The sequence below is a fragment of the Veillonella criceti genome, from assembly GCF_900460315.1.
Lineage (GTDB): Bacteria > Bacillota > Negativicutes > Veillonellales > Veillonellaceae > Veillonella_A > Veillonella_A criceti.
In genome coordinates this window covers 2,182,657-2,205,619 of the sequence record NZ_UHIO01000001.1, presented here as the reverse complement: position 1 = coordinate 2,205,619, position 22,963 = coordinate 2,182,657, and the positions used below count along the sequence as shown (strand labels likewise).

Genomic DNA, 22,963 nt, shown 5'->3' with positions numbered 1-22,963 from the left:
TTCCTTACGCCAATTATCAGCCTCTTTTAAACGAGCTTTTTGCTGTACTTTTTCTTCTTTAGATACCTCTTTATCCTTAGTGGTCTCTTTTTGCCTATTCTTATACGTATCATCAAGCCAAGCAGGGATGATTACACCACGCTCATCTCGCTTAATAGCCCCCTCAACAGAAGCCCTGCCCTTCATCCTTGCTAGTCTGTTTCGTATTAGTATCTTGCTGAGATTTAGAACTGTTCGTTTCAGCATTAATAAGCCCAGCCGCTACCGCTGACCGCTCTGTTTGTGCAGCTGCCTGCCACGTATGATTAGCGGAGACATAGGGAGTATCTAACTCTTCTCGAGATAATTCACACCAACCACAAAATATTCACGATTTGGTTTCGTCACCACTTCACGGTGAATTACTACATCAACGATTTGCTTGGATGTATTTTCCATAATAATCGCTATTTTTTGCGGTTCAGGCATTTCATTTACATGATAAAAATAAACACGGCCAGTGCCATTTACAGTGCCTGCCGCTAATACACCATTTTTATTTACATATTCTGGACTATCTGAAAAAATAAGCGTATCTTTTCTTCGTCAATACCACTGGTAGCGAAGTAAAATTAGTTGTTGTTACATCTATAGTAGCTGGTGGTGCCCCCATAACAAAACTAACACCACGAGTCCACAAAGCTACTAATACGGCTAACCAACGATATTTATTACGCAATAATTTCAAATCTAACCTCCTATTAAAACACAATAATACCTCTTTAGTATAACATAGAAAAAGACCTCATAATAAATCCACATCTTAATGAGAATTTTCATAAGGCCTACAACTATTTAATTAAGCTCTTCTTTTATTTTAGATACTCTTCACCAAATTCTTCCTTCAATAAATTTTCTAATGACTTTTGCAAAACTGGTATATCCACTTCAAATGTCTTCCAGATTGACTTATAATCAACTCGTCCATAATCATGAGAAATAATATTACGTTAATCCGCAATAGCACGCCACGGGATATGGGGATACTTATGTTTTACATCTAAACTTATTTTATTGGCATACTCCGCAAATAGTTTGTATCCCTAACACTACGCCATCTTTTATTAATTCATCTTGATATAAAAACTCGTCTTCAGTTTTAAATCAATTCGTTAACAATATTAGTCTCTCAATATAATATATCGATTGAATAATATTATTTTTATCTTTATTCATATTATTCACCTAAAATGCAAATTTTGTCTTTATTAATTTGTTTAGAAAAATAATCATTGCGTAATGAATTGTAGAAACTAAATCAACAGATTTGTTTAATGCTTTTGCTAATTTATATTTTAATTCTGAAAGCTCAAACATTGATTTTGTACTAGCACCATAATCAATTAATAAGTCTATATCACTGAACTCTGTAGCTTCACCTCTAGCATGAGAACCAAATATATAAGCCGAGGAAACATTAGCTTCTTTCAAAATTGGTAATGCCTTAATTTTAATTACATCTAAATTTTGAACCATAGTAACGCCTCCTTACCTCTTCTCATTTAATTTATACACTAGTAGTCACTATATAACTATTAACTATTCTAAATATATTTTACATAAACTCCTCTAATCCCATAGGCTCATATGATAGTGCCATTTTTTCTAATTTTCTAAAACGATGCCCTATGCCCGATTTAGAAATACGCCCCTCCATAAGCTCCATTAATTCTTGTAAACTTGAATCAGGATTATCTAAACGTAGTTGTGCTACTTCTAATAATTTGGGTGGTAAATCTCGTAACGGTTGATGCCGTTCAATAATGCGAATACTTTCTAGTTGACGGACAGCTGCATTTACTGTCTTCTGAAGATTCGCCGTTTCACAATTAACTTGACGATTAATCTGATTGCGTACATTCTTAACTACACGAACGGTTTCAAAAGACATCAGGCTGACTGTGCCCCATAATTTGTAGACAATCAGTCACCGCATCGCCTTCTTTAATATATACGACATACGCTTCTTTGCGCTCTGTTACGCGAGCTATAATATGGAAAAGACGAAGGACCTTTACAATTTCATGGGCAAAATGTTCATTTCCTGTCATAAACTCTAGATGATAATCACTTTCTGGTTTATTTACTGAACCGCCACCTAAAAAGCACCCCGCAAAAAAGCACGACGCGTCTCCATCGTCGTAAGCCAAGCTTCCGGTAAATCTATATCCATCGGCCATAGAGCTAAATCTTCTAATGCGGCTCGCCCTTCTACTGTTGGTTCCACCGTCAATGTATACACATTTTTCTTACGCAAATTTAAACCACGACGAATCAATACTGACGTATGTAGCGCATAATGAGCTCGTAAAATAGATAAAACTCGTCTTGCCACCGCGTTATTAGCCGTGGCAAGACGAATACCTACACGACCTTGACTTCCAAGAAGCAAAGAGCCTCCCATACGCAATAAACAAGATGCTTCTACTTTAGCCGATAGCGTATCTTCATTCTTGTACTGACACAATTCATTTTTTACATCCTCTGCGAATGACATAGGCTCCTCCTTTCTCTCTTCAAATCCCCAAAATCATTAATAATCTAAATCATTATCGATCTTCACGTTTTAAATAATACTCTAAAATGTGCGGCTCTAAACCAGACTGCATCGCATAAATCACATCCATAACAACTTTGCCAAGCCGTTCAGAGTCATGAACGGCTGTTTCAGGGTGCTGTATCAAACTAGCACGCACCGTCCGCACTCCTAACTCAGATAATTTATCCGTATCTACTTGTACCGGTTCTGCTCCAACTGCTTTATATTTTTCAATGACCGCTTCATCAAATGGCACATCATTAACAATTACCGTGTCAATAAGGCCATGGCCGATTAAGCGTTGCACCGCTGCCACATGATCGCCGGCTGTAAATCCATCGGTTTCACCAGGCTGTGTCATAACATTACAAATATAAAATTTAGGCGCTTTAGCTGCCTTAATATGTTCCGCAATCTTCTCTATTAGCAAATTTGGCATAATACTCGTGAATAAGCTACCTGGCCCTAATACAATAGCATCTGCTTCATCAATGGCTTGCAAAGCCGCTCCTTGAGGCTGTGGTGAAGCTGGTTCTGTAAATAAGCGTTTAATTTTCTTCTTCGCCTTAGGAATCTGGCTTTCCCCTGCTACAATCGTACCATCTTCCATTTCAGCCATAAGTGCAATATTTTGTATCGATGCGGGAATAACACGACCGCGCACTTTTAAAATTTTACTCGATGCTTCTAACGCCTTATCCACATCTTCATCTAAAATTTGAGTAAGCGCAGTTAGGAATAAATTGCCAAAACTGTGACCCGCTAAATCGCCACCACCACCAAAACGATACCGAAATAACTGTTCCATAAGGCTTTCTTTTTCTGCTAAAGCCACTAAACAGTTACGCAAATCACCAGGGGCTATCATCTTAAAGTCTTCACGCAATCGGCCAGAGGAGCCACCATCATCAGCCACGGTTACAATAGCAGTTAAATTAGAGGTATGTGTTTTTAAGCCACGCAATAATGTGGATAACCCAGTACCACCACCAATTACGACAACTTTAGGTCCTTTTGCCATGCGGATATTTTGAAAAATATAATCCCCTACTTTATCCGTATCGGCTGGAATAATTGCACGCACAACCGCACTCCCGACCCGTCTGGTACCAATTGTCATAAGGACAATACCTAAGACAATCGTAATGAAACCTACCGAAGCTAATGTTGTGTAATTATAAGAACCCGTCGTTTCATAAATAAACTGTAAAAATAAATCTTCAAATAGGACAACCATTCATAGTTGAGCATAAGTGCAACCCCTACAATAACGAGGAGCATACCAAGGCCAAAAAGCACCAGCCAACGCTTTAGCTTCAAACCTGGGGTCAACCATCGGAAGCCAGACATATGTATCATTTCTATCTCCTATCCAGGCGGATAATCGCTTGTTATAAATTAGGAATTACTTCGTATTCCTCTATTCTACTACGGTCATTTATATAAGTTCTGCCGCTGTTACTTCCCGTGGATTACAATCTTCTTCTACATTATTCTTAAACATATCGCGATGCTCTATAGTTGCCCGATAGCCTAAGGCCTGCACATGATTATATAAGGCTTCTGCCATAGCTACACTACGATGCATGCCCCCGGTACAACCTACGGCTACTACAATTGACTCTTTCCTTCTTTTTCATAATTAGGCAATAAAAAGTCCATCGTAGAAAACATTGTGCTTAGGAACTGTTCTGTTATATCAAAAGAGTGAATATATTGATTTACCACTGGCACACGCCCCGTTTTATGACGAAATTCTGGATTATAATATGGATTTGGTAAGAATCGTACATCCCACACCATATCAGCATCCAATGGAATCCCATACTTAAAACCAAAGCTCACAACAGACACAGCAATCCCTTGTTCCTTATCATCTAGCTGTGAAAACTTTTGTTTTAAATACGCTTTTAACTGACTCGTCTTCATATTAGTCGTATCAATAATATAATCTACACGTGGGCGTATCGAGTTTAAAATCTTCCGCTCCTCTTTAAGCCCCACCGTAATACGCCCCTCTGGTGCTAACGGATGGCTTCGACGACTTTCTTTATAGCGTCGAATTAAAGTTTCATCAGTCGCATCCATAAACACAATTTCATATGGTACTTGCATTTCTTTAAGTTCCGTCAAAGCATCTGACAAGCTTTCAAAAAACTGTCCACCACGAATATCCACTACCAAGGCGACTCGATTGATACGATCACCTGCTTGGCGACATAAATTACTAAATTTAGGAATTAATACGGGTGGCAAATTATCGACACAAAAGAAACCCATATCTTCTAAGGCCTGCATAACTTGTGTTTTACCAGCGCCTGACATTCCTGTTACAATGAGCAAACGAAACTTCCCTTCCACAATATAACTCCTTTCATTACAATATATTTTCTTCAATCCAATGGGCTACGCCATCGTCTTCATTAGAGGGGCAAACTATCTGAGCGATTGCTTTCACATTATCTTCTGCATTCGCTACCGCCACAGCAGTCCCCGCATATTCAAGCATGGATATATCATTTTGAGAATTCCCAAAGGCTACCACCTCGCTAGCCCGTAATCCCAAGTCTGTCACCATATTAGCTAGCGTACTGCCCTTAGTACAGTGACCACAGTTAATTTCTAAAAAATTCACCTTACTGCGTACAATTTCTAGCACATCTCCATATTTCTCTTGCAATAACTTAGAAATTACTTCTAACTTTGCCGGCTCTTCTAAAAATAACAATTTATTAGGGCCCGTTACATTAGTATATAAATCATCGCCTATATAAACTGCTTTAGCACCTACCGTTTTCTCATAAAAACGAGATTGCTCTGTTTCATGATGTACTAATAGCGCATCCGTTTCATATGACTGTACATACCAATCATTATCACGTGCTAATGCTAATATTTCTTTAGCAATCGGCACAGGAATGGTTTGCTCCCATAGTTTTTCACCCGATTCAATACGCTGTACTAACCCACCAGAAAACAATATCATTGGCAAATCACCCAAGCCTAAGGCTAGCCCCACAGGTCGCGCCGTCTGATACATACGACCTGTAGCAATCACAATCTGAATGCCTTTATCTTGCGCTTGCTGTAATATTTTACGTGTATATTCTGAAATAGTATTATCATCACGCACTAGCGTGTCGTCTAAATCAATGGCCAATAATTTTATAGAATCTCTCATCATAATCCTCATATACATTTACTCATAATTCAATATTCTTTAAGGCTATTCATAAACCTCTTATTACTATGTCTTAACATAAAGCTTATAACTAAGTATACCATATTCCACTACGTTATTCGACTATCTTGAATACAATCAACATAGTACTATACTACTAATTACCGCTATTAACGTAAGTTAAATTTAACTTCCCCAAATAATACGAGTGGCATACGGTATTCAAGAAAGGAGGCGTTCAATACAATCACCTTGATGCGGTATCAATGTTTGATTTGTATTGACCTACACTATACTTATGAAACGTGTTGCTCTCTATATTCGTGTATCTCATGAAGAACAAGCTATGAAAGGCTATTCTTTACAAGCACAAGAAAACCGTTTGCGTCAATATGCTAACGAACACCATTACCAAATTGTCGATTACTATCGAGATGAAGGTGTTACAGCCCGTAGCTGCCCTGGGCGTCGTAAGGAATTTGCTCGTATGCTTCGTGATATAAAAGCCGGTCACATTGATTGTATCCTTTTCATCAAACTTGATCGATGGTTTCGCAACGTATCCGATTACTACACCTACCAAGCTCTATTAGACCAGCATAATGTAATTTGGGAAACTACGGAAGAGGAATATAATACCCATACAGCTCAAGGCCGTTTATATCTAAATATCAAACTCTCTATCGCTCAGAATGAATCAGATACAACTTCTGAGCGTATTCATTTCGTCTTTGCCGACAAGATTAAACGACGCGAAGTAATTTCAGGTAAACTGCCTATCGGCTACAGCATAGCTAATAAGCATATCATTCAAAATGCCCAAGCCCCTATCATTCGAGATATTTTTCAATACTATCTAAACACCCATTCCATTCATAAAACTATGCACTATCTAGCCAATATTCACAATATTCATCGTTCCTATCCAGCGATATCTAAATTATTAAGGAATGAAAGATATATCGGCACCTTTTACGGTATTAAAAACTATACAACCGGCATTATAGATAAACAAACATTTGAAACCGTACAACAACTATTAAAAAACGCGTCGTCTAAAACAATCTCATCTCCCTTATCTTGTGCTAATAATATAATCTCACCTCTTATGGCAAGTGCCACAGCACCACTGCATCCTCCATCAAATATAACCAATACTACTGAAAATAGACATGAAAACAATAATACATATGCCAAATATACAATACCATGTAAATATTTATTTAAAGGATTATTACGCTGCCCTCATTGTAATCATAAATTAGTTGGTCTAACACGTCACTATAAAGGCACTCATTATATTTACTATCAATGTCCACAAAGCCATCATAAAGCGCTCACATGCCCTAATAAGACCCTATATAAGGAATCGCTTATCGAAAAAAACTTACTAACACTCTTACCTACCTTGTTACCAAAAGCAGTTACACCACTTACACTAATCGCTACTAATTCGCAAGAATTGAAACCATCCAACTTTCCAATGCATTTCTATTGGTACTGTCATCAACAATATCCTAATTGGGTTCGTGCCAATCAATATCAATATTGGCATTGGTGGGTAGAAGAAGTTACACTCCCTACTACATTATTGATTACTCATGAAAACATCAAGTTAAAACACCATACTATATAATTTTCCTATTATCGTACCCTAAGGGGTAATTACAATGAAAAAACGTTTTGCAGCCGTATTTGCAGCAACAGCTGTACTTGGCGTAACAACTGCATTCGCAGCTAACCCATTCTCCGATGTAACTCCTAACGATTGGGCATACCAGAGCGTAGCTCAATTAGCAGCAGCTGGTGTAATCAACGGTTACCCAGATGGCACTTTCAAAGGCCAGAACAACATCACTCGTTACGAAATGGCTCAAATGGTAGCTAAAGCTATGGCTAACGAAGCTCGTGCAAACGCTGAACAACAAGCTTTGATTAACCGTTTAGCTGACGAATTCTCCAGCGAATTAAACAACTTGGGCGTTCGTGTTGCTACTTTGGAAAACAAAGTTGGTAATGTAAAAGTTACTGGTGATGCTCGTCTTCGTTATAAAGGCTTTGAAGAGAAAGGTAACTTTGAAGATAATAAAGACAATTCTCGCTACAATAAAAAATCTCAGTTTGATTACCGTGGCCGTGTACAATTCAATGCAACTGTAAATGAAAATACTTCTGCAGTTGTTCGTATTTCTACAGGCGATACTGAATTTGGTGATTCTCAAGATACTGATGTGACATTTGATCGTGTATATGTGGCACATCAATTTGGCGAAGATACTACTGGTGTAGTTGGCCGTTTTGGTGCAGTTGTTGGTAATGGTTTAATCTATGATGACGCTTTTGATGGTGCTGCTTTAGCATACGATAATGGTAACTTCCAAGCATTAGCAGGCTATGGTTCTTTCGTTAAAGGCGCTTTTAAATCTCTAAAAGATATTAATAAAGATGGCTATACTAATGCAGATGACAACTTAAAAGTAACTTTACTTCAAGCTAAAGGGAAACTTGGTGAACATGTTACTTTAGGCGGTTTCTATGCATTCACTAATGATAATGGTGAGCTTTATAGCAATGAATTAAAATTAAAAGATGATGCTGATATCTATGGTGGTTCCTTAGATCTTAACTTTGATAAAGTTTGGATTGGTGGCGAATATGCTACATTCTCTGAAGATGCAGCTAATAAAGATTATGGTAATGATGCTTGGGTAGCTGGTATTGGCTTTGGTAATTATAACATCAAAGAACAAGGTACTTGGGGCGTTAAAGTTCAATACTTTGATCTTGCAGAAGTTTCCCCTGTATTTAGCTCTACTTGGAATCAACCATATGATAACGATTATAAAACATGGATGGCTACAGTAGATTATGCACTAGCTAATAACGTTGGCTTATCTGCATACTGGGCATTCAATGGTGAAGAACAAGATGGTACTGATGTAGGTGACTTCTATCGTGCAGAATTAAACTACAAATTCTAATTTTATAAATTAGTGAACAGTTTAATCTAATTTAATACTAAAAGGCAATTCTGTTTTAACAGGATTGCCTTTTTAAAATTTCTTTATTAAATGTTAGGGTTATAGGACAAAATGGGGCTCTTTGTCAAATTTTGGCTCTTTGTCAAATTTTGGGGCGCTAAAGAGATTATGCACTCTTGGAAAGGACATGCAAGGCTTATAGGACAAAAAGTGTGTGTGAAAACCACTATAACATCAGTAACCATCTGTGTTTATAGCGGTTTAATCTTTTTCTTCCGAACTTTGAGGGTGGACAAAAGTGTGTGTAAAATGTGCTATAAACCCTTGCCAGAACTGGGCTAACTATCATTTAATCTTCTTAAAATACGAGTTTTTGAGGAGAAGATTATGAGAATAGCAAAATGTCCTAATTGTGGAAGAAAATCTATAAAACACGGTATATTGAAATCAGGTTCGCAAAGATGGTTTTGTAAAGGGTGCAAAGTAGCATTTACTTTACAAATAGATACTCAGGCAAAGTCATTTAAAAGTTTTTTAAATTGGTTATTTAGTAAAGAAGTCCAAAAGGATATGCTTGGTCAAGGACATACTTTTAGGCGCTCTACAAAGCGGTTTTGGAGTCTTTGGCCACTTCCTCCAAAGATTGATGAACCTAGAGATGTTGTGTATGTTGATGGGATTTACCTTTCAAGAAAACTCTGTGTTTTAATCTGTTGTGATGATATGCATGTATTAGGGTGGTATGTGTGTAGAACTGAAAATTCTAGAGCTTGGACTTGCTTAATAGAACGGATTGCTGAACCAAAGGTAGTCATATCTGATGGTGGTCCAGGGTTTGCAAAAGCACTTAAGAGCGTGTGGCCTTTGGCAAGTCATCAGAGATGTTTATTTCATGCTTTTTGCCAAGTTAGACGATATACAACAAGTCGCCCTAAGACAATGGCGGGTAGAGATTTATATTTGATTGCACGTGAGTTATTTTGGGTGAAAACATCAGAATCTGCTTGTGCATGGATTGAAAAACTAAGAAATTGGAGAACCGTGTATAATACGTTTCTCCAAGAAATGACTACCGATGAAAATGGTAATAAACGCTCTACTCATGAGCGTTTATTAAAAGCTGAAAGTTCCTTATTAAAGCTTGTTAAACAGCATACTTTATTTACTTTTATTGAGATGGCAGATATTTCAGTGCCTACAACTAATAACTACATAGAGGGTGGCGTAAACGCACAATTAAGAGATATGTTAAGATCACATAGAGGATTATCTCTTGAGAGACGATTAAAAGCGGTCTATTGGTGGTGCTATATGCACTCACCTAGACCGCTTTCTATATCTGAAATATTAAAAGTTATGCCCACAGATGAATCTATTTCGCTTATCTATCAACGATTTAATGAACGAAATAAAGTAGATTATTCTATCCCTCAATGGGGTGATGGACTTGCATGGAATGAGCTTCATAAATCTACAGAATTTCCTACTTATTGGGATTAGCCACACACACTTTTTGTCCTATAACCCACATGCAACGTAGTTGTTGCGTGTCCTTTTTCTGTATTAATGAATAAAATCCGGTTACGAAATCGTTCAAAGTTTTGTAGACCAAACGAACAACGTTTAAGAGCCTTTATTTTGTTGTTATAGCCTTCTGTAAAGCCATTTGAATAGGGTAAAGTTAAGGCATTAATAATTTCATTTCGCCAAAAGTTAAAGGTCTTTAAGAGTGATTGAAATTCAGGTAAATCAGAACTAGCGACTAAGGAGAGCCATTGATCGAGGGCCCATTGTAAATTTGCGTTATCTTTAAATTTTAAAACGCGAGAAAATGCTTGTTTTAGTGAATAGGCACGATGTAATCGTGGCGAATAATGGAACATATCCATAAGCTTGTTAAACTCTTTATCTGTTAATGCTTCAAAGTGTTTAATTAGTATTCGTTTATTGGTTTTAAAGGTACGACTTACATTACATAATGAATTTTGTTCTGACTTACGTACACGTTCTAATGCAAAGGTAACTAGGCGTATTAGGTGGAACCTATCAGCTACAATTTCCGCATGAGGGAACCAAGTTTTCATAACAGCACGAAATTGAAGTGACATATCCATAGTAATGTATTTTACGTTGTTTCGAATGTATCTAGGAAATTGAGCAAAGTATTTAGCTAATTCTGTAGTATCTCGTTTGGGCAAGATATCGAGTATTTTATGAGATTCTGGATCAGTAAGAATGACCTGGTATTTCTGACCCGCTGCATTTCCTTTGAACTCATCAATAGATAATACGGTTGGCAAGTTGCTAGGCCGACTATACTTAATTTCTCTAAAGATTCTGAGTACTTGGTTTATGCTTACATGGCAATGGTTAGCAACAGCTTTGAAGGATGTTATCTCAGAGAGTTGTTGACATATTACTTCACGAAGTCTCGGGGTTGTTCTAAGATAGTGAGTAGAAAACTCTGTTTTTTCATTGAAAGTACGTCCACACGTGCATATATAGCGACGCTGACGATATAAGAGCAGGATTGATTTTTCATTCGCCGTAGTATGCTGAATTTTGCGGTTAGTATAGCCTTTAATTCGTGTAGTTTGTGAATGGCAATTAGGGCATCTATGAGGACGTACGGGACTTTCTACGTAAAGTAAGTATTCTGAGCGGGTTTCACGCATATTTTTAATATATTCTGCTTTAATTCCGAGTAAATTTCCTATATAATTAAGTGTAGACATATTAAGTAAACATCCTTTCATAATGGTTTCGTCGCTTTTATTGTAACGGATTTTATTCAATATGTCTTTTTTTATATAAAAAAGTAGGCCCAAGAGGACACGCAGTTTGCGTTTCTCTTTAGCGCCCCAAAATTTGACAAAGAGCCGATTAAAAGCGGTCTATTGGTGGTGCTATATGCACTCACCTAGACCGCTTTCTAGGGTTATAGGACAAAATGTGTTGCTGATTAGTCCCAATAATTATCAGGAAGAGAATCATAATTATGCAAATCACCCCAAAGAATAGCATCTCCCCAAGTAGGAATTGAAGCTTCTAATTGGGCTTTGGTACTCATATCGGAATAAAGCTTCGCAATACTCTTGTCTGTAGGCATTACTTTTAAAATTTCAGAAGCTGAAAGCGGTTTCGGTGAGTGTAAATAACACCACCAAAAAACCGCTTTTATTCTTCTTTCAATAGATAGCCCTCTATGGAATCTAAGCATGGCTCTGAGTTGAGCATTAACAGCTCCTTCAATCCGATTATTAGTTGCTGGAAGGTTCCGCGCCTCGGCAAAAGGACTCTCAAGATAAGTAAATAACGTATTCGTTTTTACAAGTCTAATTAACGAGTATTCAGCCTTAAGTAAACGCTCATGAGTAGGTCTAAGAGTTCCTGATTCGTCTCTGGTCATTTCACTCAAAAACTCTTTATGCTTTATTTTCCAATTAGTTAATCTAGTAATCCAAATAACAGCTTGATCTTTACTCTCTATATGTAACAAATCTTTAGCAAGGGTATATAATTCAAATCCTGCCAAAGTTTTAGGCCTGCTAGTTGTATACTTCTTTACCTGACAAAATGCATGAAACGTACACCGCTGATGTTTGGCTTTCGGCCAAACTTTTTTTAATGCTTTTTTAAAACCTGTTCCACCATCTGAAACAACTAGAATGGGCTCTCTGATTCGTCTCAATAAAGCTTCCCAAGCTTTAGAATGTTCATAACGACAAAGATACCATCCTAGAACATGTTTTTCGTCACAGCAAATAAGAATGCAGGCTTTCTTAGATAAATAAATTCCATCAACAAATACAATATTTCGTTGTTCTTCTATTTTAGATGGCATAGGCCATATATCCCAAAACACGGATGACTTTCTACGAAACGTATGGCCTTTACCAGGCATTACCTTTTGACTTTGTTTACTAAATAACCAATTTTGAAATATCTTTAACTGCTTAGCTGAATTATCTATTGTATAGATAAAGGAAGACTTACAATGATTACAATACCAACGTTGAGTTCCGGCACTTGTCTTTCCATTCTTTTTACACGAAAATCCACAATTAATACATTTTATACGCATGACTATGCAATCCTCCTAAATTTATTATTTCTAGGAAGATAAAACCTCATTTAAGTCAGTAATTGCAAGTGCTTTCAGCATTTTTAGCAACACATTTTGTCCGACCTCTAACTTCTTCAAAAAAACTTAAAAAGGCGATGAGCCTAGATAACTACTAGGTTCATCGCCTTTTACAGCAACACATTTTGTCCTATAACCCGCTTTCTATATGTACAGCCGAATAGGCATGACTAATCGGCTGTACATACAAAAACAACCACTCCCAAAGGAAGTGGTTGTTTTATGGTTCTATAATTTATTTTGGGGCGCTAAAGAGAAACGCAAACTGCGTGTCCTCTTGGCGCCTACTTTTTTATATAAAAAAAGACATATTGAATAAAATCCGTTACAATAAAAGCGACGAAACCATTATGAAAGGATGTTTACTCAATATGTCTACACTTAATTATATAGGAAATTTACTCGGAATCAAAGCAGAATATATAAAAAATATGCGTGAAACTAGCTCAGAATACTTACTTTACGTAGAAAGTCCTGTACGTCCTCATAGATGCCCTAATTGCCATTCACAAACTACACGAATAAAAGGCTATACTAACCGAAAAATTCAGCATACTACAGCGAATGAAAAAACCATTCTTCTCTTATATCGTCAACGTCGTTATATATGCACGTGCGGACGCACTTTCAATGAAAAAACAGAGTTTTCTTCTCGCTATCTTAGAACAACCCCAAGACTTCGTGAAGTAATATGTCAACAACTCTCTGAAGTAACATCTTACCAAGCTGTGGCTAAGCATTGCCATGTAAGCGTAAACCAAGTACTAAGAGTCTTTAACGAAATTAACTATAGTCGCCCCTCAACACTACCACCTGTACTATCTATTGATGAATTCAAAGGCAATGCAGCTGGTCAAAAATACCAAGTCATTCTTACTGATCCAGAAACGCATAAAATACTAGATATTCTGCCTAAACGAGATACTACGGAACTAGCGAAATACTTTGCTCAATTCCCTAGATATATACGAAATAATGTAAAATACATCACAATGGATATGTCTCTTCAATTTCGTTCGGTTATGAAATCTTGGTTCCCCAAGCTGAAATTGTAGCCGATAGATTTCACTTAATACGGTTAGTTACCTTTGCCTTAGAGCGGGTACGCAAAGTAGAGCAAAATCTATTATGTAATGTAAGTCGTACATTTAAAGCCAATAAACGAGTATTAACTAAACGCTTTGAATCATTAACAGACAAAGAGTTTACTAAACTTATGGATATGTTTCATTATTCGCCCCGATTACATCGTGCCTATACACTAAAACAATCCTTTTCTCATGTTTTAAAATTCAAAGATAAAGAAAATATTCAATGGGCCATTGATCAATGGCTATCCTTAGTTGAGGCTTCTGAATTACCTGAGTTTCAATCACTCTTAAAAACATTTACATTTTGGAGAACCGAAATTATTAATGCCTTAACATTACCCTATTCCAATGGCTTTACAGAAGGTTGTAACAACAAAATAAAAGTACTAAAGCGGTGTTCGTTTGGTTTACAAAACTTTGAACGATTTCGTAACCGGATTTTATTCATTAATGCTAAAAAAGGACACGCAACAACTATGTCGCATGTCCTTTCCAAGAGTGCATAATCTCTTTAGCGCCCCAAAATTTGACAAAGAGCCTGTTTTATTTTGACTACATATTAAAGCCTTATCAAATAAGATTAGAATTTGTAGTTTAATTCTGCACGGTAGAAGTCACCAAGGTCATTGCCATCTTGATCTTCGCCGTTAAATGCCCAGTAGCCAGAAAGACCTACGTTTTCAGCCAATGCATAATCTACTGTAGCCATCCAAGCTTTGTAATCGCTATTATATGGGTTATTCCAAGTGGAGCTAATTACAGGAGAATGTTTAGCTAAATCAAAGTATTGAACTTTAACACCCCAAGTACCTTGTTCTTTGATGTTATAGTTGCCAAAACCAATACCTGCAATCCAAGCATCATTGCCATCATTTTCACCATCAGTGGCAATTTTTTTACCAAATGCTTCAATTGTATCGTCAGAGAATGTAGCATATTCGCCACCAATCCAAACTTTATCGAATTGAAGATCTAAGGAACCACCATAGATATCAGTGTCAATATCTTTATTACCAAAAGCGTAGAAACCACCTAAAGTTGCATGTTCACCTAAATTACCTTTAACTTGTAACAACGTTACAGTTGGGTTAGTTTTAGTAGTGTTATTTTCGAAATCAACACCAGCATCTTGGATGAAGAAGTCGTCTTCTAAATCACTGTTATCATAGTTCTGGAATAGATTACCAGTTTGGAAAGAACCATAAGCAGCTAAAGCTTGAATCTTACCATTATCGTATGCTAAAGCAGCACCATCAAAAGTATCATCGTAAATTAAGCCATTACCAACAACTGCACCAAAACGACCAATTACAGCACTAGTGTCTTCACCAAATTGATGAGCAACATATACACGATCAAAAGTTACATCACCAGAATCGTTAGCGTTATGGAATTCACCTGAGCCAACTAAACGTACTACTGCAGAAGTATTATCATTTACGTTAGCATTGAATTGTACACGACCACGGAAGTCAAATTTGGATTTTTTATCTTTATCGCCTTTTACAACATCTTCGTCTTTATCATTAACATCCCAATGAGCGAAGTTACCTTTATCTTCAAAACCTTGGAAACGAAGACGAGCATCACCAGTAACTTTTACGTTACCAACTTTGTTTTCCAAAGTAGCAACACGAACGCCCAAGTTGTTTAATTCGCTGGAGAATTCGTCAGCTAAACGGTTAATCAAAGCTTGTTGTTCAGCGTTTGCACGAGCTTCGTTAGCCATAGCTTTAGCTACCATTTGAGCCATTTCGTAACGAGTGATGTTGTTCTGGCCTTTGAAAGTGCCATCTGGGTAACCGTTGATTACACCAGCTGCTGCTAATTGAGCTACGCTCTGGTATGCCCAATCGTTAGGAGTTACATCGGAGAATGGGTTAGCTGCGAATGCAGTTGTTACGCCAAGTACAGCTGTTGCTGCAAATACGGCTGCAAAACGTTTTTTCATTGTAATTACCCCTTTCGGTAAAAAACAGAAAAATAATATACAATGATTCTGTTTAGTCCCTACTCGTTATTTTCCAATACTCCGTAATCTTAAATGGAGTGTCCATGTTTCCTCACAAGTGACTTACGTTTCTCAGTCAACAACTTTTGGTACTTCACTGAATCTACAGCTATAGTATCACACAAAATTCACTTTGTAAAGCTTTTGAAAAACTCAACTGCCCTATATCAGTTTTATTCTCAATAAATAAAAAGACAGTTAACCCTTAAGTTAACTGTCTTTTTTGAATTTTAAGTTACATTACTTTCTCAAATATTTTTATAAAAATATTTTTCAACATAATCTAACTATTCGATAATTTATCTATTTTTTTCTATTAGAATTTGTAGTTTAATTCTGCACGGTAGTAATCACCTAATTCATTACCGCTTTGGTCTTCTGCATTAAATGTATAGTAACCAGAAAGACCTACATTATCAGCTAATGCGTAATCAACGCTAGCCATCCAAGCTTTGTAATCGCTGTTGTATGGCTGATTCCAAGTGGAGCTTACTACTGGAGAGTATTTACCTTCATCAAAGTATTGAACTTTAACACCCCAAGTACCTTGTTTAGCAATATCATAGTCACCATAACCAATACCAGCTACCCATGCATCTTTATCATCAGATTTTACAACACCATCTTCATCAGCGAATGTTGCATATTCACCACCGATCCAAACTTTATCAAAGTTAAGGTCTAAGGAACCACCGTAGATGTCATTATCAAAGTTCTTATTCCCAAAGGTATAGAAACCACCTAAGGTTGCATGTTCACCAAGTTTACCTTTTGCCTGTAAGATAGTAACAGTTGGGTTGCTATCAGCAGTTTCATCAGTAAAATTATACCCAGTAGCATATTTACGGCTATTGTCTGCATTATCAAATAAGCCGCCTTCCATGAAGGAACCATAAGCAGCAGTTGCGGAGAAGTTACCGTTGTCATAAGTAAGGCCAGCACCATCGAATGTATCATCGTATACTAAACCATTACCAACTACAGCACCGAAACGACCAGCTACAGCGGTTGTATCTTTACCAAATTTATGAGCTACATATACGCGATCAAATTCTACATCAGCAGAGTTTTTAGCATCGCCAAATTCCATATCACCACTTGTTACACGGATAACAGCGGATGTATTGTCATTTACGTTAGCATTGAATTGTACACGGCCACGCATATCGAATAAAGATTTTTTATCTTTATTTTCAGAGCTAATCATTCCTTTTGTATCGGAACCTTCATAACGAAGACGAGCGTCACCAGTTACTTTTACATTACCTACTTTGTTTTCTAAGTCAGCAACGCGAACACCTAAGTTATTTAATTCTTCAGAGAATTCATTAGCCAAACGGTTAATCATAGCTTGTTGTTCTGCATTAGCACGAGATTCATTCGCCATAGCTTTAGCTACCATTTGAGCCATTTCGTAACGAGTGATGTTGTTCTGGCCTTTGAAAGTGCCATCTGGGTAACCATTGATTACACCAGCTTGTGCTAATTGCGCTACACTTTGGTATGCCCAATCATTAGGAGTTACATCAGAGAATGGATTAGCTGCGAAAGCAGTAGTTACACCAAGTACAGCAGTTGCTGCGAATACGGCTGCAAAACGTTTTTTCATAATTAATTGCCCCTTTCGGAATAAAAACAATTTTCTAAAATATTAGATTTGTTTAGATTCTGAAACAGACTAATTAAAGAATAATAATTTAAATTGGAGTGTCCAAGTTTCCTCGCAATGTATTGTTATTGCTTCTTTTGTCTTAGTTGTTTCGTTGTCTGAACTAACCTATGGACACATCTTACCAATGAAAACTAAACTCAAAATGAAAGTACCAAAACTTCATTTAACCCATATATTCCCTAAATTAACTGTAATTATTTATTAGTAATCCTAAACATCTTAGAAACTTTGTATTTATAGGGCATACAACCTCTTTTTGATTTTTATTTTCACTCAAAACCGAAAACTAAATCATAGTTTTCAGTTTTTCAACCATTAGAAAACTCAATTTCAAACATGAGTTTTTCATGTAAAAAAGCCATTTTAGGTGATAACTTCATGAATAAAAGCAATGGTATATCGGTTAACTCCCTATTTTTCTTCATACAACACTTATATTAATGCTCTTATTTTTATAAAATTATGATTACTTTAAGTAAATAAGCTCTTATACATACAAAAAAGGCTGCAACAAACTCATAGAATATCATTCTACAATCTGTTACAGCCTCAAGCTATAGCCCTGCCGCATCAATCCAAGTTTGTAATTCGTCTTCAGCCGTTTCAATATCTTCATCAAACGCACCACAAAGACTTGGATAACGACCAACTTCTACGGTATATACAATAGCTTCATCCCGCGCATTGCGGAATGTGCCTAACCATATACCAGAAAATTGCGTTTCATACCATTCAACAGGTTGATCGGTCTCTGTAAAATTAATCGTAATGGAGCCACGACCTAAAGTTTCCATGACCTCCACTTGTTCCTCCATCGTTAAACCCGTCTTTTCAATATAAATGGTGTGAGTTTCACCCGTTTCACGCAGACGCTTTAACGCTAATTGAAGTTCTTTTAAAATGGCCTGTACATTGCCATAATGCTCTATCATCGCTCTGTTACCTCTGTTATCTCAGTTACCTCAATTCCCCAAGTTTCTAATTGCCGAATAATACGTTGTTTTACCTCCGGCAAAGCGGCTTGTACTGTTTCAGTTGGCATTAACCCAATGTCTAGACTTTCAGGTTCTACACCGATTACTGTCGCATCTTCAAGAGGTTTTTCTTGTAAGGCACGAATGCGTAAAATATCCTGCATCCCTACTTCATGAACTGAAATATTACCGGTAAAATAATCTTCTGTCTGTTGGTGTGGAAATTCATAAACCGTGCCTGGTGTTTCACCACCATTTACAGCATCTACCAACAACAGTTTAGTCATACCTCGCATATAGCTTAATAATTCCATGCCCATAGTGCCACCATCAACGATATTAATTTCAGGGGAAAAAGAATATTCTTCTTCCATTTGACGCACTACGTGAACACCTAAACCTTCATCAGTGAGTAATATATTACCTACGCCTAAGAGCGTAATATTACTGTCGTTTACCATATAAATCCTCAATATCTTCTGGGTCTTCTGGATAGAATTTCATACCAGATACCATACTAGACACTTCGCCAGATTCTTCCATAACATCTTCACGGAATGCCAAGTATACATGAGCTACAGTAAAGAGCAAGAAGAACCACGCAATATAGTGATGTACCATATGAATATCATATTCGTTAAACATCAAATTAATTGGATTAAACACAATGGCCAACCAACTATTTGGATTAATCTGCGAATACATCGCAAGACCAGTACAAATTTCAAGGAACATCATAATATACACTAGCAAGTAGCTTGTACGCGCTAACGAGTTACGTAGCACTCGATGTTCTTCCTGACGTGGCAACATCAAATAATGTAACGTCGTTTGTTTAAGACCATCCCAATATAAACGGCTACGGAATTTTGGTAACAAACGATCACCACGATAGCGAATGGCGCCGTAAATACGGAACACAAACGCAAAAATCAAAATAAACGCAAAACCAAAATGAACACGGCGAATCATTTCCATAGAAAACCAGCTGTTAATAGCTTCTGCCGGTTCACGACCTACAAACATACTAAACCCTGGATCACCAATATATAGACCTGTCCAGAATAGGAAAGTTACGCACAGTACCATCGTCCAATGGAATATACGCAACCACAGACTAAATACGCGATACGGCTTTTTGTCCGGTTGTTCAAACATCTAAATCCCCCCTATTATTTGCACATAGCATCTGTATTAACGGAGATGATTTTTTCACCCTTCTTGTTATACAAGTGCGTTGCACAAGCTAAGCAAGGGTCAAAGGAATGAATCCCTTTCAAAATTTCAAGTGGTTTGTCGGCGATTTTAACTTTCGTATCCATCATATTGGATTCGTAGGCCCCATGTTCATTAGCAATTGTCTTAGGACATGCATTCCAAGTTGTTGGTACAATACACTGGTAATTGCTTGTTTTACCATCTTTAATATCACACCAGTGACCTAAACCACCACGAGGCGCATCGACTAAGCCAACCCCTTTTGCTTCTTTTGGCCATGTATTAGGGTCAAAGTTTTTTGTATTCGCTACAGCTGTATCGCCGCCTTTAATATTCGTCACTAATTTATTAAAGAAATATTGACTCATATTAACAGCTACTTGTGCATCTAAACAACGACAAGCCGTACGACCTACGGTACTACACATCCATACATGAGCAGGTACACCTAAAACAGAAGATACTGTATCAATCTGCTTAACAATCATCTGTTCAGCCCAGGATGGATTACTAATAATACCTTGTTTTACTTTTGTATATACAATAATATACTTAGCCAAAGGACCTACTTCACAAGCATTCCCTTTAAAGGTTGGTGATTTAATCCAAGAATATTTCTTCGTTTCATCAAGGAATTCCCAATGTTCTTTAGTCCCTGTTTTAGGGCCTGTATAATTTGGTTTCGTAACCCCTTCTGATGGATGAATTGTCTTCTTACCATCAGGATACTCATACCAAGAATGTTCCACTTCTTCTGACAAGAAGTCTGGATTCATAAGGTCTTCCCCTTCAAGTGGAATGAATTTTGCTTTATCTACGCCAAGACCAAAATCTTCAACAACGCCATTAGCACGAACTAAGCATTTTTTGAAATAATCACCATTTTGAATACCACTGTATGGTTCATCTGGATAATCACCGTAAGCAAGCACACGTTTCTTAGATAGGCCGCCACCATCAACCATACCTGCTTTTGCATAAATCTGACCAATCGCCAATACGTCTGGAAGATAGAAGTAATTAACCAAATCTTTCGCTAATGCAATCGATTCATCAACAACAGCTAAACGAGCCGAATTGACAGGCGCATTCATATCATCCATAGAGATGGAACAAGGCATACCACCAACAATATAATGTGGATGTGGATTTTTCCCACCAAACACAACATGTGGTGTAACAATATCACGCTGTTTATCCAAAATATTCAAGTAATGAGCCACGCCCATCAAATGAACTTCTGGCGGTAATAATTGATAATCTGGATGGTCCCACCATTGTGCAGCAAAAATACCTAATTGACCACTTTCAACAATCTTTTTAATTTTCCCTTGAACAGCTGCATAGTACGTTGCATTGCCTTTAGGAAATTCTTTTGGATACGCCGATGTAGTGGACTGTGTTTCAGCTGGTTCAAGGCCACTTAAATTATATGTTTTAAGTACGGTTTCTTGTAAAGCAGCGGTCTTAGCAGGATCTGCTTTTAATGCTTCTACAGGACTCACCCAGTCAAGCGCATGCAAGTGATAGAAATGTACAATATGGTCATGAGCATCTAAACAACTATGCATAATATTTCGAATATAATTCGCATTCTTAGGAATTTCAATTTTTAATGCATCTTCCACAGAGCGTAAAGAAGCTAATGCATGAGTCGATGTACATACACCACAAATACGTTGTACGAACGCCCACACATCTCGTGGATCACGATCTTTTGCTACTAACTCAATACCACGCCAAGCCGTACCACTGGATAACGCGTCTTCTACTTTCCCCGTTGCTTCATCAACATTGACTTCAACTCGTAAATGACCTTCAATACGAGTGATCGGATCTACAACTACACGTTTCATTAGTGGTTACCTCCTTCATTCTTAGCCTGTTCTTTAGCGGCCTTCTGCGCATCAAGCTCTTCTTGATATTTCTTTTCTAATTGAATCGTATCATATTTATGTTTAGCCAAGGTAACACCACCATGGGCTACTACAGCACCAAACGCAGTTAAACCTGCAATGGTACCAATCGTATCAGCCGTCGTAATGGTATTAGCCACTTGAACTTGAGGTAATCGTTGATGGAAGTTGTCATTATCCCAAAAGCCTTTTTCACTACAACCAATACAACCAGAACCAGATTGAATTGGATAGGATAAACCGTTCCACCAGCGCAAGTTACCACATGAATTGTAAGTAACTGGACCGCGGCAACCCATCTTGTATAAACACCAACCAGCTTTAGCCCCTTCATCGTCAAACTTTTCAACAAAGAGCCCCGAATCAAAAAATGGTCGGCGATAACAAGTATCGTGAATGCGATTACCATAGAATTGTTTTGGACGTCCTTCCACATCAAGTGGTGGAATTTCACCAAATAATGCATAATGCATAATCACACCCGTCATAACTTCTGGGATTGGTGGACACCCAGGTACTTTAATAATTTTCTTACCTGAAATGACACTCGAAACTGACACAGTATTCGTAGGGTTTGGTTTCGCAGCCTGTACACCGCCCCAAGCCGCACAGGAACCATATTCAATGATAAATGCAGCCCCTTCAGCGCATTCTTTTAACACATCAACAAAAGGACGACCACCTACCATACAATAGGTACCATTGTCATCAAGAGGTACGCCACCTTCAACAGCTAATACATATTGACCTTTCTTTTCAGTCAATAGTTTATGTAAATGTGCTTCAAAAGGAGCCCCCGCTGCTGCAGCCAATGTGTCATCATATTCTAAAGCAATCATATTCAATACCACATCTGATGCAAATGGCGATGTAGAACGAATAAACGATTCGTCACAACCTGTACACTCATGACCATGTAACCAAATAACTGTTGGCAACTCTTTCGTATCGGCTGCCTCAACAACTTTATTCAATACTGTTGGTGGTAGGCCTAAAATGGCGGTCAAAGCCACACAGGTCTTCATAAATGTGCGGCGACTGAGTTTACGTTCCTGGAACAATTTCCACAGACTATTTGTCTTTTCTTTCACAGGTGGACCCCCCTTGCTTGCAATAACTTTACTGTCCGTTTGTTAAACATTAAATAAATCTTTTATTAAATAGTATTGATAGTATAACACGTTACGGTTTTAATTT

18 protein-coding genes and 4 pseudogenes are annotated in these 22,963 nt (G+C 37.5%); 4 read left to right on the top strand and 18 right to left on the bottom strand.

Going from position 1 to position 22,963, the window contains the following annotated elements; all coding sequences use genetic code 11:
• The 9 genes and pseudogenes from DYE54_RS09890 to DYE54_RS09865 all read right to left on the bottom strand — a co-directional run.
• Positions 1 to 186, bottom strand: a 186-nt coding sequence (locus DYE54_RS09890) for a hypothetical protein (protein ID WP_147285272.1), incomplete at its 3' end; no start/stop codon positions are given.
• Between the two features lie 367 nt (positions 187 to 553).
• Positions 554 to 727, bottom strand: a complete 174-nt coding sequence (locus tag DYE54_RS10185; protein ID WP_172460591.1) for a hypothetical protein — start codon at positions 725 to 727, stop codon at positions 554 to 556.
• A gap of 124 nt (positions 728 to 851) precedes the next feature.
• The gene (locus DYE54_RS10460; RefSeq protein WP_422822102.1) at positions 852 to 980 is read right to left on the bottom strand and encodes a ribonuclease HepT family protein; all 129 of its coding nucleotides are present in this window, start codon (positions 978 to 980) and stop codon (positions 852 to 854) included.
• Between the two features lie 244 nt (positions 981 to 1,224).
• Entirely contained in the window at positions 1,225 to 1,515 is a 291-nt protein-coding gene (locus DYE54_RS09885; protein WP_115311043.1) for a nucleotidyltransferase family protein, read from the bottom strand.
• A gap of 79 nt (positions 1,516 to 1,594) precedes the next feature.
• Positions 1,595 to 1,930 (bottom strand): DNA-binding protein WhiA, encoded by a 336-nt coding sequence (gene whiA / locus DYE54_RS10385; protein ID WP_281267708.1) that lies wholly within the window; start codon positions 1,928 to 1,930, stop codon positions 1,595 to 1,597.
• Positions 1,920 to 2,536 (bottom strand): annotated as a pseudogene (whiA, locus tag DYE54_RS09880) (DNA-binding protein WhiA). The gene whiA (DYE54_RS10385) and the pseudogene whiA (DYE54_RS09880) overlap by 11 nt, the downstream one beginning before the upstream one ends.
• A 52-nt stretch (positions 2,537 to 2,588) precedes the next feature.
• Positions 2,589 to 3,937: pseudogene (locus tag DYE54_RS09875) on the bottom strand (gluconeogenesis factor YvcK family protein).
• A 79-nt stretch (positions 3,938 to 4,016) separates the two neighbouring features.
• Positions 4,017 to 4,876 (bottom strand): annotated as a pseudogene (gene rapZ, locus DYE54_RS09870) (RNase adapter RapZ).
• A 79-nt stretch (positions 4,877 to 4,955) separates the two neighbouring features.
• On the bottom strand, positions 4,956 to 5,759 hold the full coding sequence (locus tag DYE54_RS09865) for a Cof-type HAD-IIB family hydrolase (RefSeq protein ID WP_115309325.1): 804 nt from the start codon (positions 5,757 to 5,759) through the stop codon (positions 4,956 to 4,958).
• 298 nt (positions 5,760 to 6,057) lie between these two features.
• On the opposite strand from DYE54_RS09865, the gene DYE54_RS09860 reads away from it, so the two are divergent.
• From DYE54_RS09860 to DYE54_RS09850, 3 genes are all read left to right on the top strand, one after another.
• The gene (locus DYE54_RS09860; protein WP_115309324.1) at positions 6,058 to 7,395 is read left to right on the top strand and encodes a recombinase family protein; all 1,338 of its coding nucleotides are present in this window, start codon (positions 6,058 to 6,060) and stop codon (positions 7,393 to 7,395) included.
• Positions 7,396 to 7,429: 34 nt separating this feature from the next.
• Positions 7,430 to 8,740: an S-layer homology domain-containing protein gene (locus DYE54_RS09855; RefSeq protein ID WP_115309319.1), complete on the top strand. Its 1,311-nt coding sequence runs from the start codon at positions 7,430 to 7,432 to the stop codon at positions 8,738 to 8,740.
• A gap of 387 nt (positions 8,741 to 9,127) precedes the next feature.
• Positions 9,128 to 10,240 carry an IS1249 family transposase gene (locus DYE54_RS09850; protein WP_115309320.1) on the top strand — a complete coding sequence of 371 codons (1,113 nt, stop codon included), beginning with the start codon at positions 9,128 to 9,130 and terminating at the stop codon, positions 10,238 to 10,240.
• On the opposite strand, the gene DYE54_RS09845 is transcribed toward DYE54_RS09850, so the two are convergent.
• Positions 10,237 to 11,475, bottom strand: a complete 1,239-nt coding sequence (locus DYE54_RS09845) for an ISL3 family transposase (protein ID WP_115309321.1) — start codon at positions 11,473 to 11,475, stop codon at positions 10,237 to 10,239. The genes DYE54_RS09850 and DYE54_RS09845 overlap by 4 nt on opposite strands.
• Before the next feature lie 227 nt (positions 11,476 to 11,702).
• Positions 11,703 to 12,824, bottom strand: a complete 1,122-nt coding sequence (locus DYE54_RS09840) for an IS1249 family transposase (protein WP_115309322.1) — start codon at positions 12,822 to 12,824, stop codon at positions 11,703 to 11,705.
• 410 nt (positions 12,825 to 13,234) lie between these two features.
• Here DYE54_RS09840 and DYE54_RS10455 point away from each other — a divergent pair.
• A pseudogene (locus DYE54_RS10455) lies at positions 13,235 to 14,481 on the top strand (ISL3 family transposase).
• 74 nt (positions 14,482 to 14,555) lie between these two features.
• Here the strand turns inward: DYE54_RS10455 and DYE54_RS09830 are convergent.
• From DYE54_RS09830 to DYE54_RS09800, 7 genes are all read right to left on the bottom strand, one after another.
• Positions 14,556 to 15,926: an S-layer homology domain-containing protein gene (locus tag DYE54_RS09830; RefSeq protein WP_115309323.1), complete on the bottom strand. Its 1,371-nt coding sequence runs from the start codon at positions 15,924 to 15,926 to the stop codon at positions 14,556 to 14,558.
• 376 nt (positions 15,927 to 16,302) lie between these two features.
• Entirely contained in the window at positions 16,303 to 17,595 is a 1,293-nt protein-coding gene (locus DYE54_RS09825; protein WP_115309318.1) for an S-layer homology domain-containing protein, read from the bottom strand.
• Between the two features lie 617 nt (positions 17,596 to 18,212).
• Complete coding sequence (locus DYE54_RS09820; RefSeq protein ID WP_115309317.1) at positions 18,213 to 18,590, bottom strand: hydrogenase expression/formation C-terminal domain-containing protein; 378 nt, start codon at positions 18,588 to 18,590, stop codon at positions 18,213 to 18,215.
• Positions 18,587 to 19,093, bottom strand: a complete 507-nt coding sequence (locus DYE54_RS09815; protein ID WP_115309316.1) for a HyaD/HybD family hydrogenase maturation endopeptidase — start codon at positions 19,091 to 19,093, stop codon at positions 18,587 to 18,589. Before DYE54_RS09815 ends, DYE54_RS09820 begins: the two co-directional genes overlap by 4 nt.
• On the bottom strand, positions 19,077 to 19,790 hold the full coding sequence (cybH, locus tag DYE54_RS09810; RefSeq protein ID WP_115309315.1) for a Ni/Fe-hydrogenase, b-type cytochrome subunit: 714 nt from the start codon (positions 19,788 to 19,790) through the stop codon (positions 19,077 to 19,079). Before cybH ends, DYE54_RS09815 begins: the two co-directional genes overlap by 17 nt.
• Before the next feature lie 14 nt (positions 19,791 to 19,804).
• The gene (locus DYE54_RS09805) at positions 19,805 to 21,706 is read right to left on the bottom strand and encodes a nickel-dependent hydrogenase large subunit (RefSeq protein ID WP_115309314.1); all 1,902 of its coding nucleotides are present in this window, start codon (positions 21,704 to 21,706) and stop codon (positions 19,805 to 19,807) included.
• Complete coding sequence (locus tag DYE54_RS09800) at positions 21,706 to 22,857, bottom strand: hydrogenase small subunit (protein WP_115309313.1); 1,152 nt, start codon at positions 22,855 to 22,857, stop codon at positions 21,706 to 21,708. The genes DYE54_RS09805 and DYE54_RS09800 overlap by 1 nt, the downstream gene beginning before the upstream one ends.
• Positions 22,858 to 22,963: the final 106 nt, after the last annotated feature.

Bases quoted from the DNA above. Each gene is read 5' to 3' on its own strand.
- DYE54_RS09815 (WP_115309316.1), bottom strand. From the start codon at position 19,093: ATGGTAAACGACAGTAATATTACGCTCTTAGGCGTAGGTAATATATTA.
- DYE54_RS09865 (WP_115309325.1), bottom strand. From the start codon at position 5,759: ATGAGAGATTCTATAAAATTATTGGCCATTGATTTAGACGACACGCTA.
- DYE54_RS09845 (WP_115309321.1), bottom strand. From the start codon at position 11,475: ATGTCTACACTTAATTATATAGGAAATTTACTCGGAATTAAAGCAGAA.
- DYE54_RS09805 (WP_115309314.1), bottom strand. From the start codon at position 21,706: ATGAAACGTGTAGTTGTAGATCCGATCACTCGTATTGAAGGTCATTTA.
- whiA (WP_281267708.1), bottom strand. From the start codon at position 1,930: ATGTCTTTTGAAACCGTTCGTGTAGTTAAGAATGTACGCAATCAGATT.
- DYE54_RS09855 (WP_115309319.1), top strand. From the start codon at position 7,430: ATGAAAAAACGTTTTGCAGCCGTATTTGCAGCAACAGCTGTACTTGGC.
- DYE54_RS09840 (WP_115309322.1), bottom strand. From the start codon at position 12,824: ATGCGTATAAAATGTATTAATTGTGGATTTTCGTGTAAAAAGAATGGA.
- DYE54_RS09830 (WP_115309323.1), bottom strand. From the start codon at position 15,926: ATGAAAAAACGTTTTGCAGCCGTATTTGCAGCAACAGCTGTACTTGGC.
- DYE54_RS09850 (WP_115309320.1), top strand. From the start codon at position 9,128: ATGAGAATAGCAAAATGTCCTAATTGTGGAAGAAAATCTATAAAACAC.
- DYE54_RS09820 (WP_115309317.1), bottom strand. From the start codon at position 18,590: ATGATAGAGCATTATGGCAATGTACAGGCCATTTTAAAAGAACTTCAA.
- DYE54_RS09860 (WP_115309324.1), top strand. From the start codon at position 6,058: ATGAAACGTGTTGCTCTCTATATTCGTGTATCTCATGAAGAACAAGCT.
- cybH (WP_115309315.1), bottom strand. From the start codon at position 19,790: ATGTTTGAACAACCGGACAAAAAGCCGTATCGCGTATTTAGTCTGTGG.
- DYE54_RS09885 (WP_115311043.1), bottom strand. From the start codon at position 1,515: ATGGTTCAAAATTTAGATGTAATTAAAATTAAGGCATTACCAATTTTG.
- DYE54_RS09825 (WP_115309318.1), bottom strand. From the start codon at position 17,595: ATGAAAAAACGTTTTGCAGCCGTATTCGCAGCAACTGCTGTACTTGGT.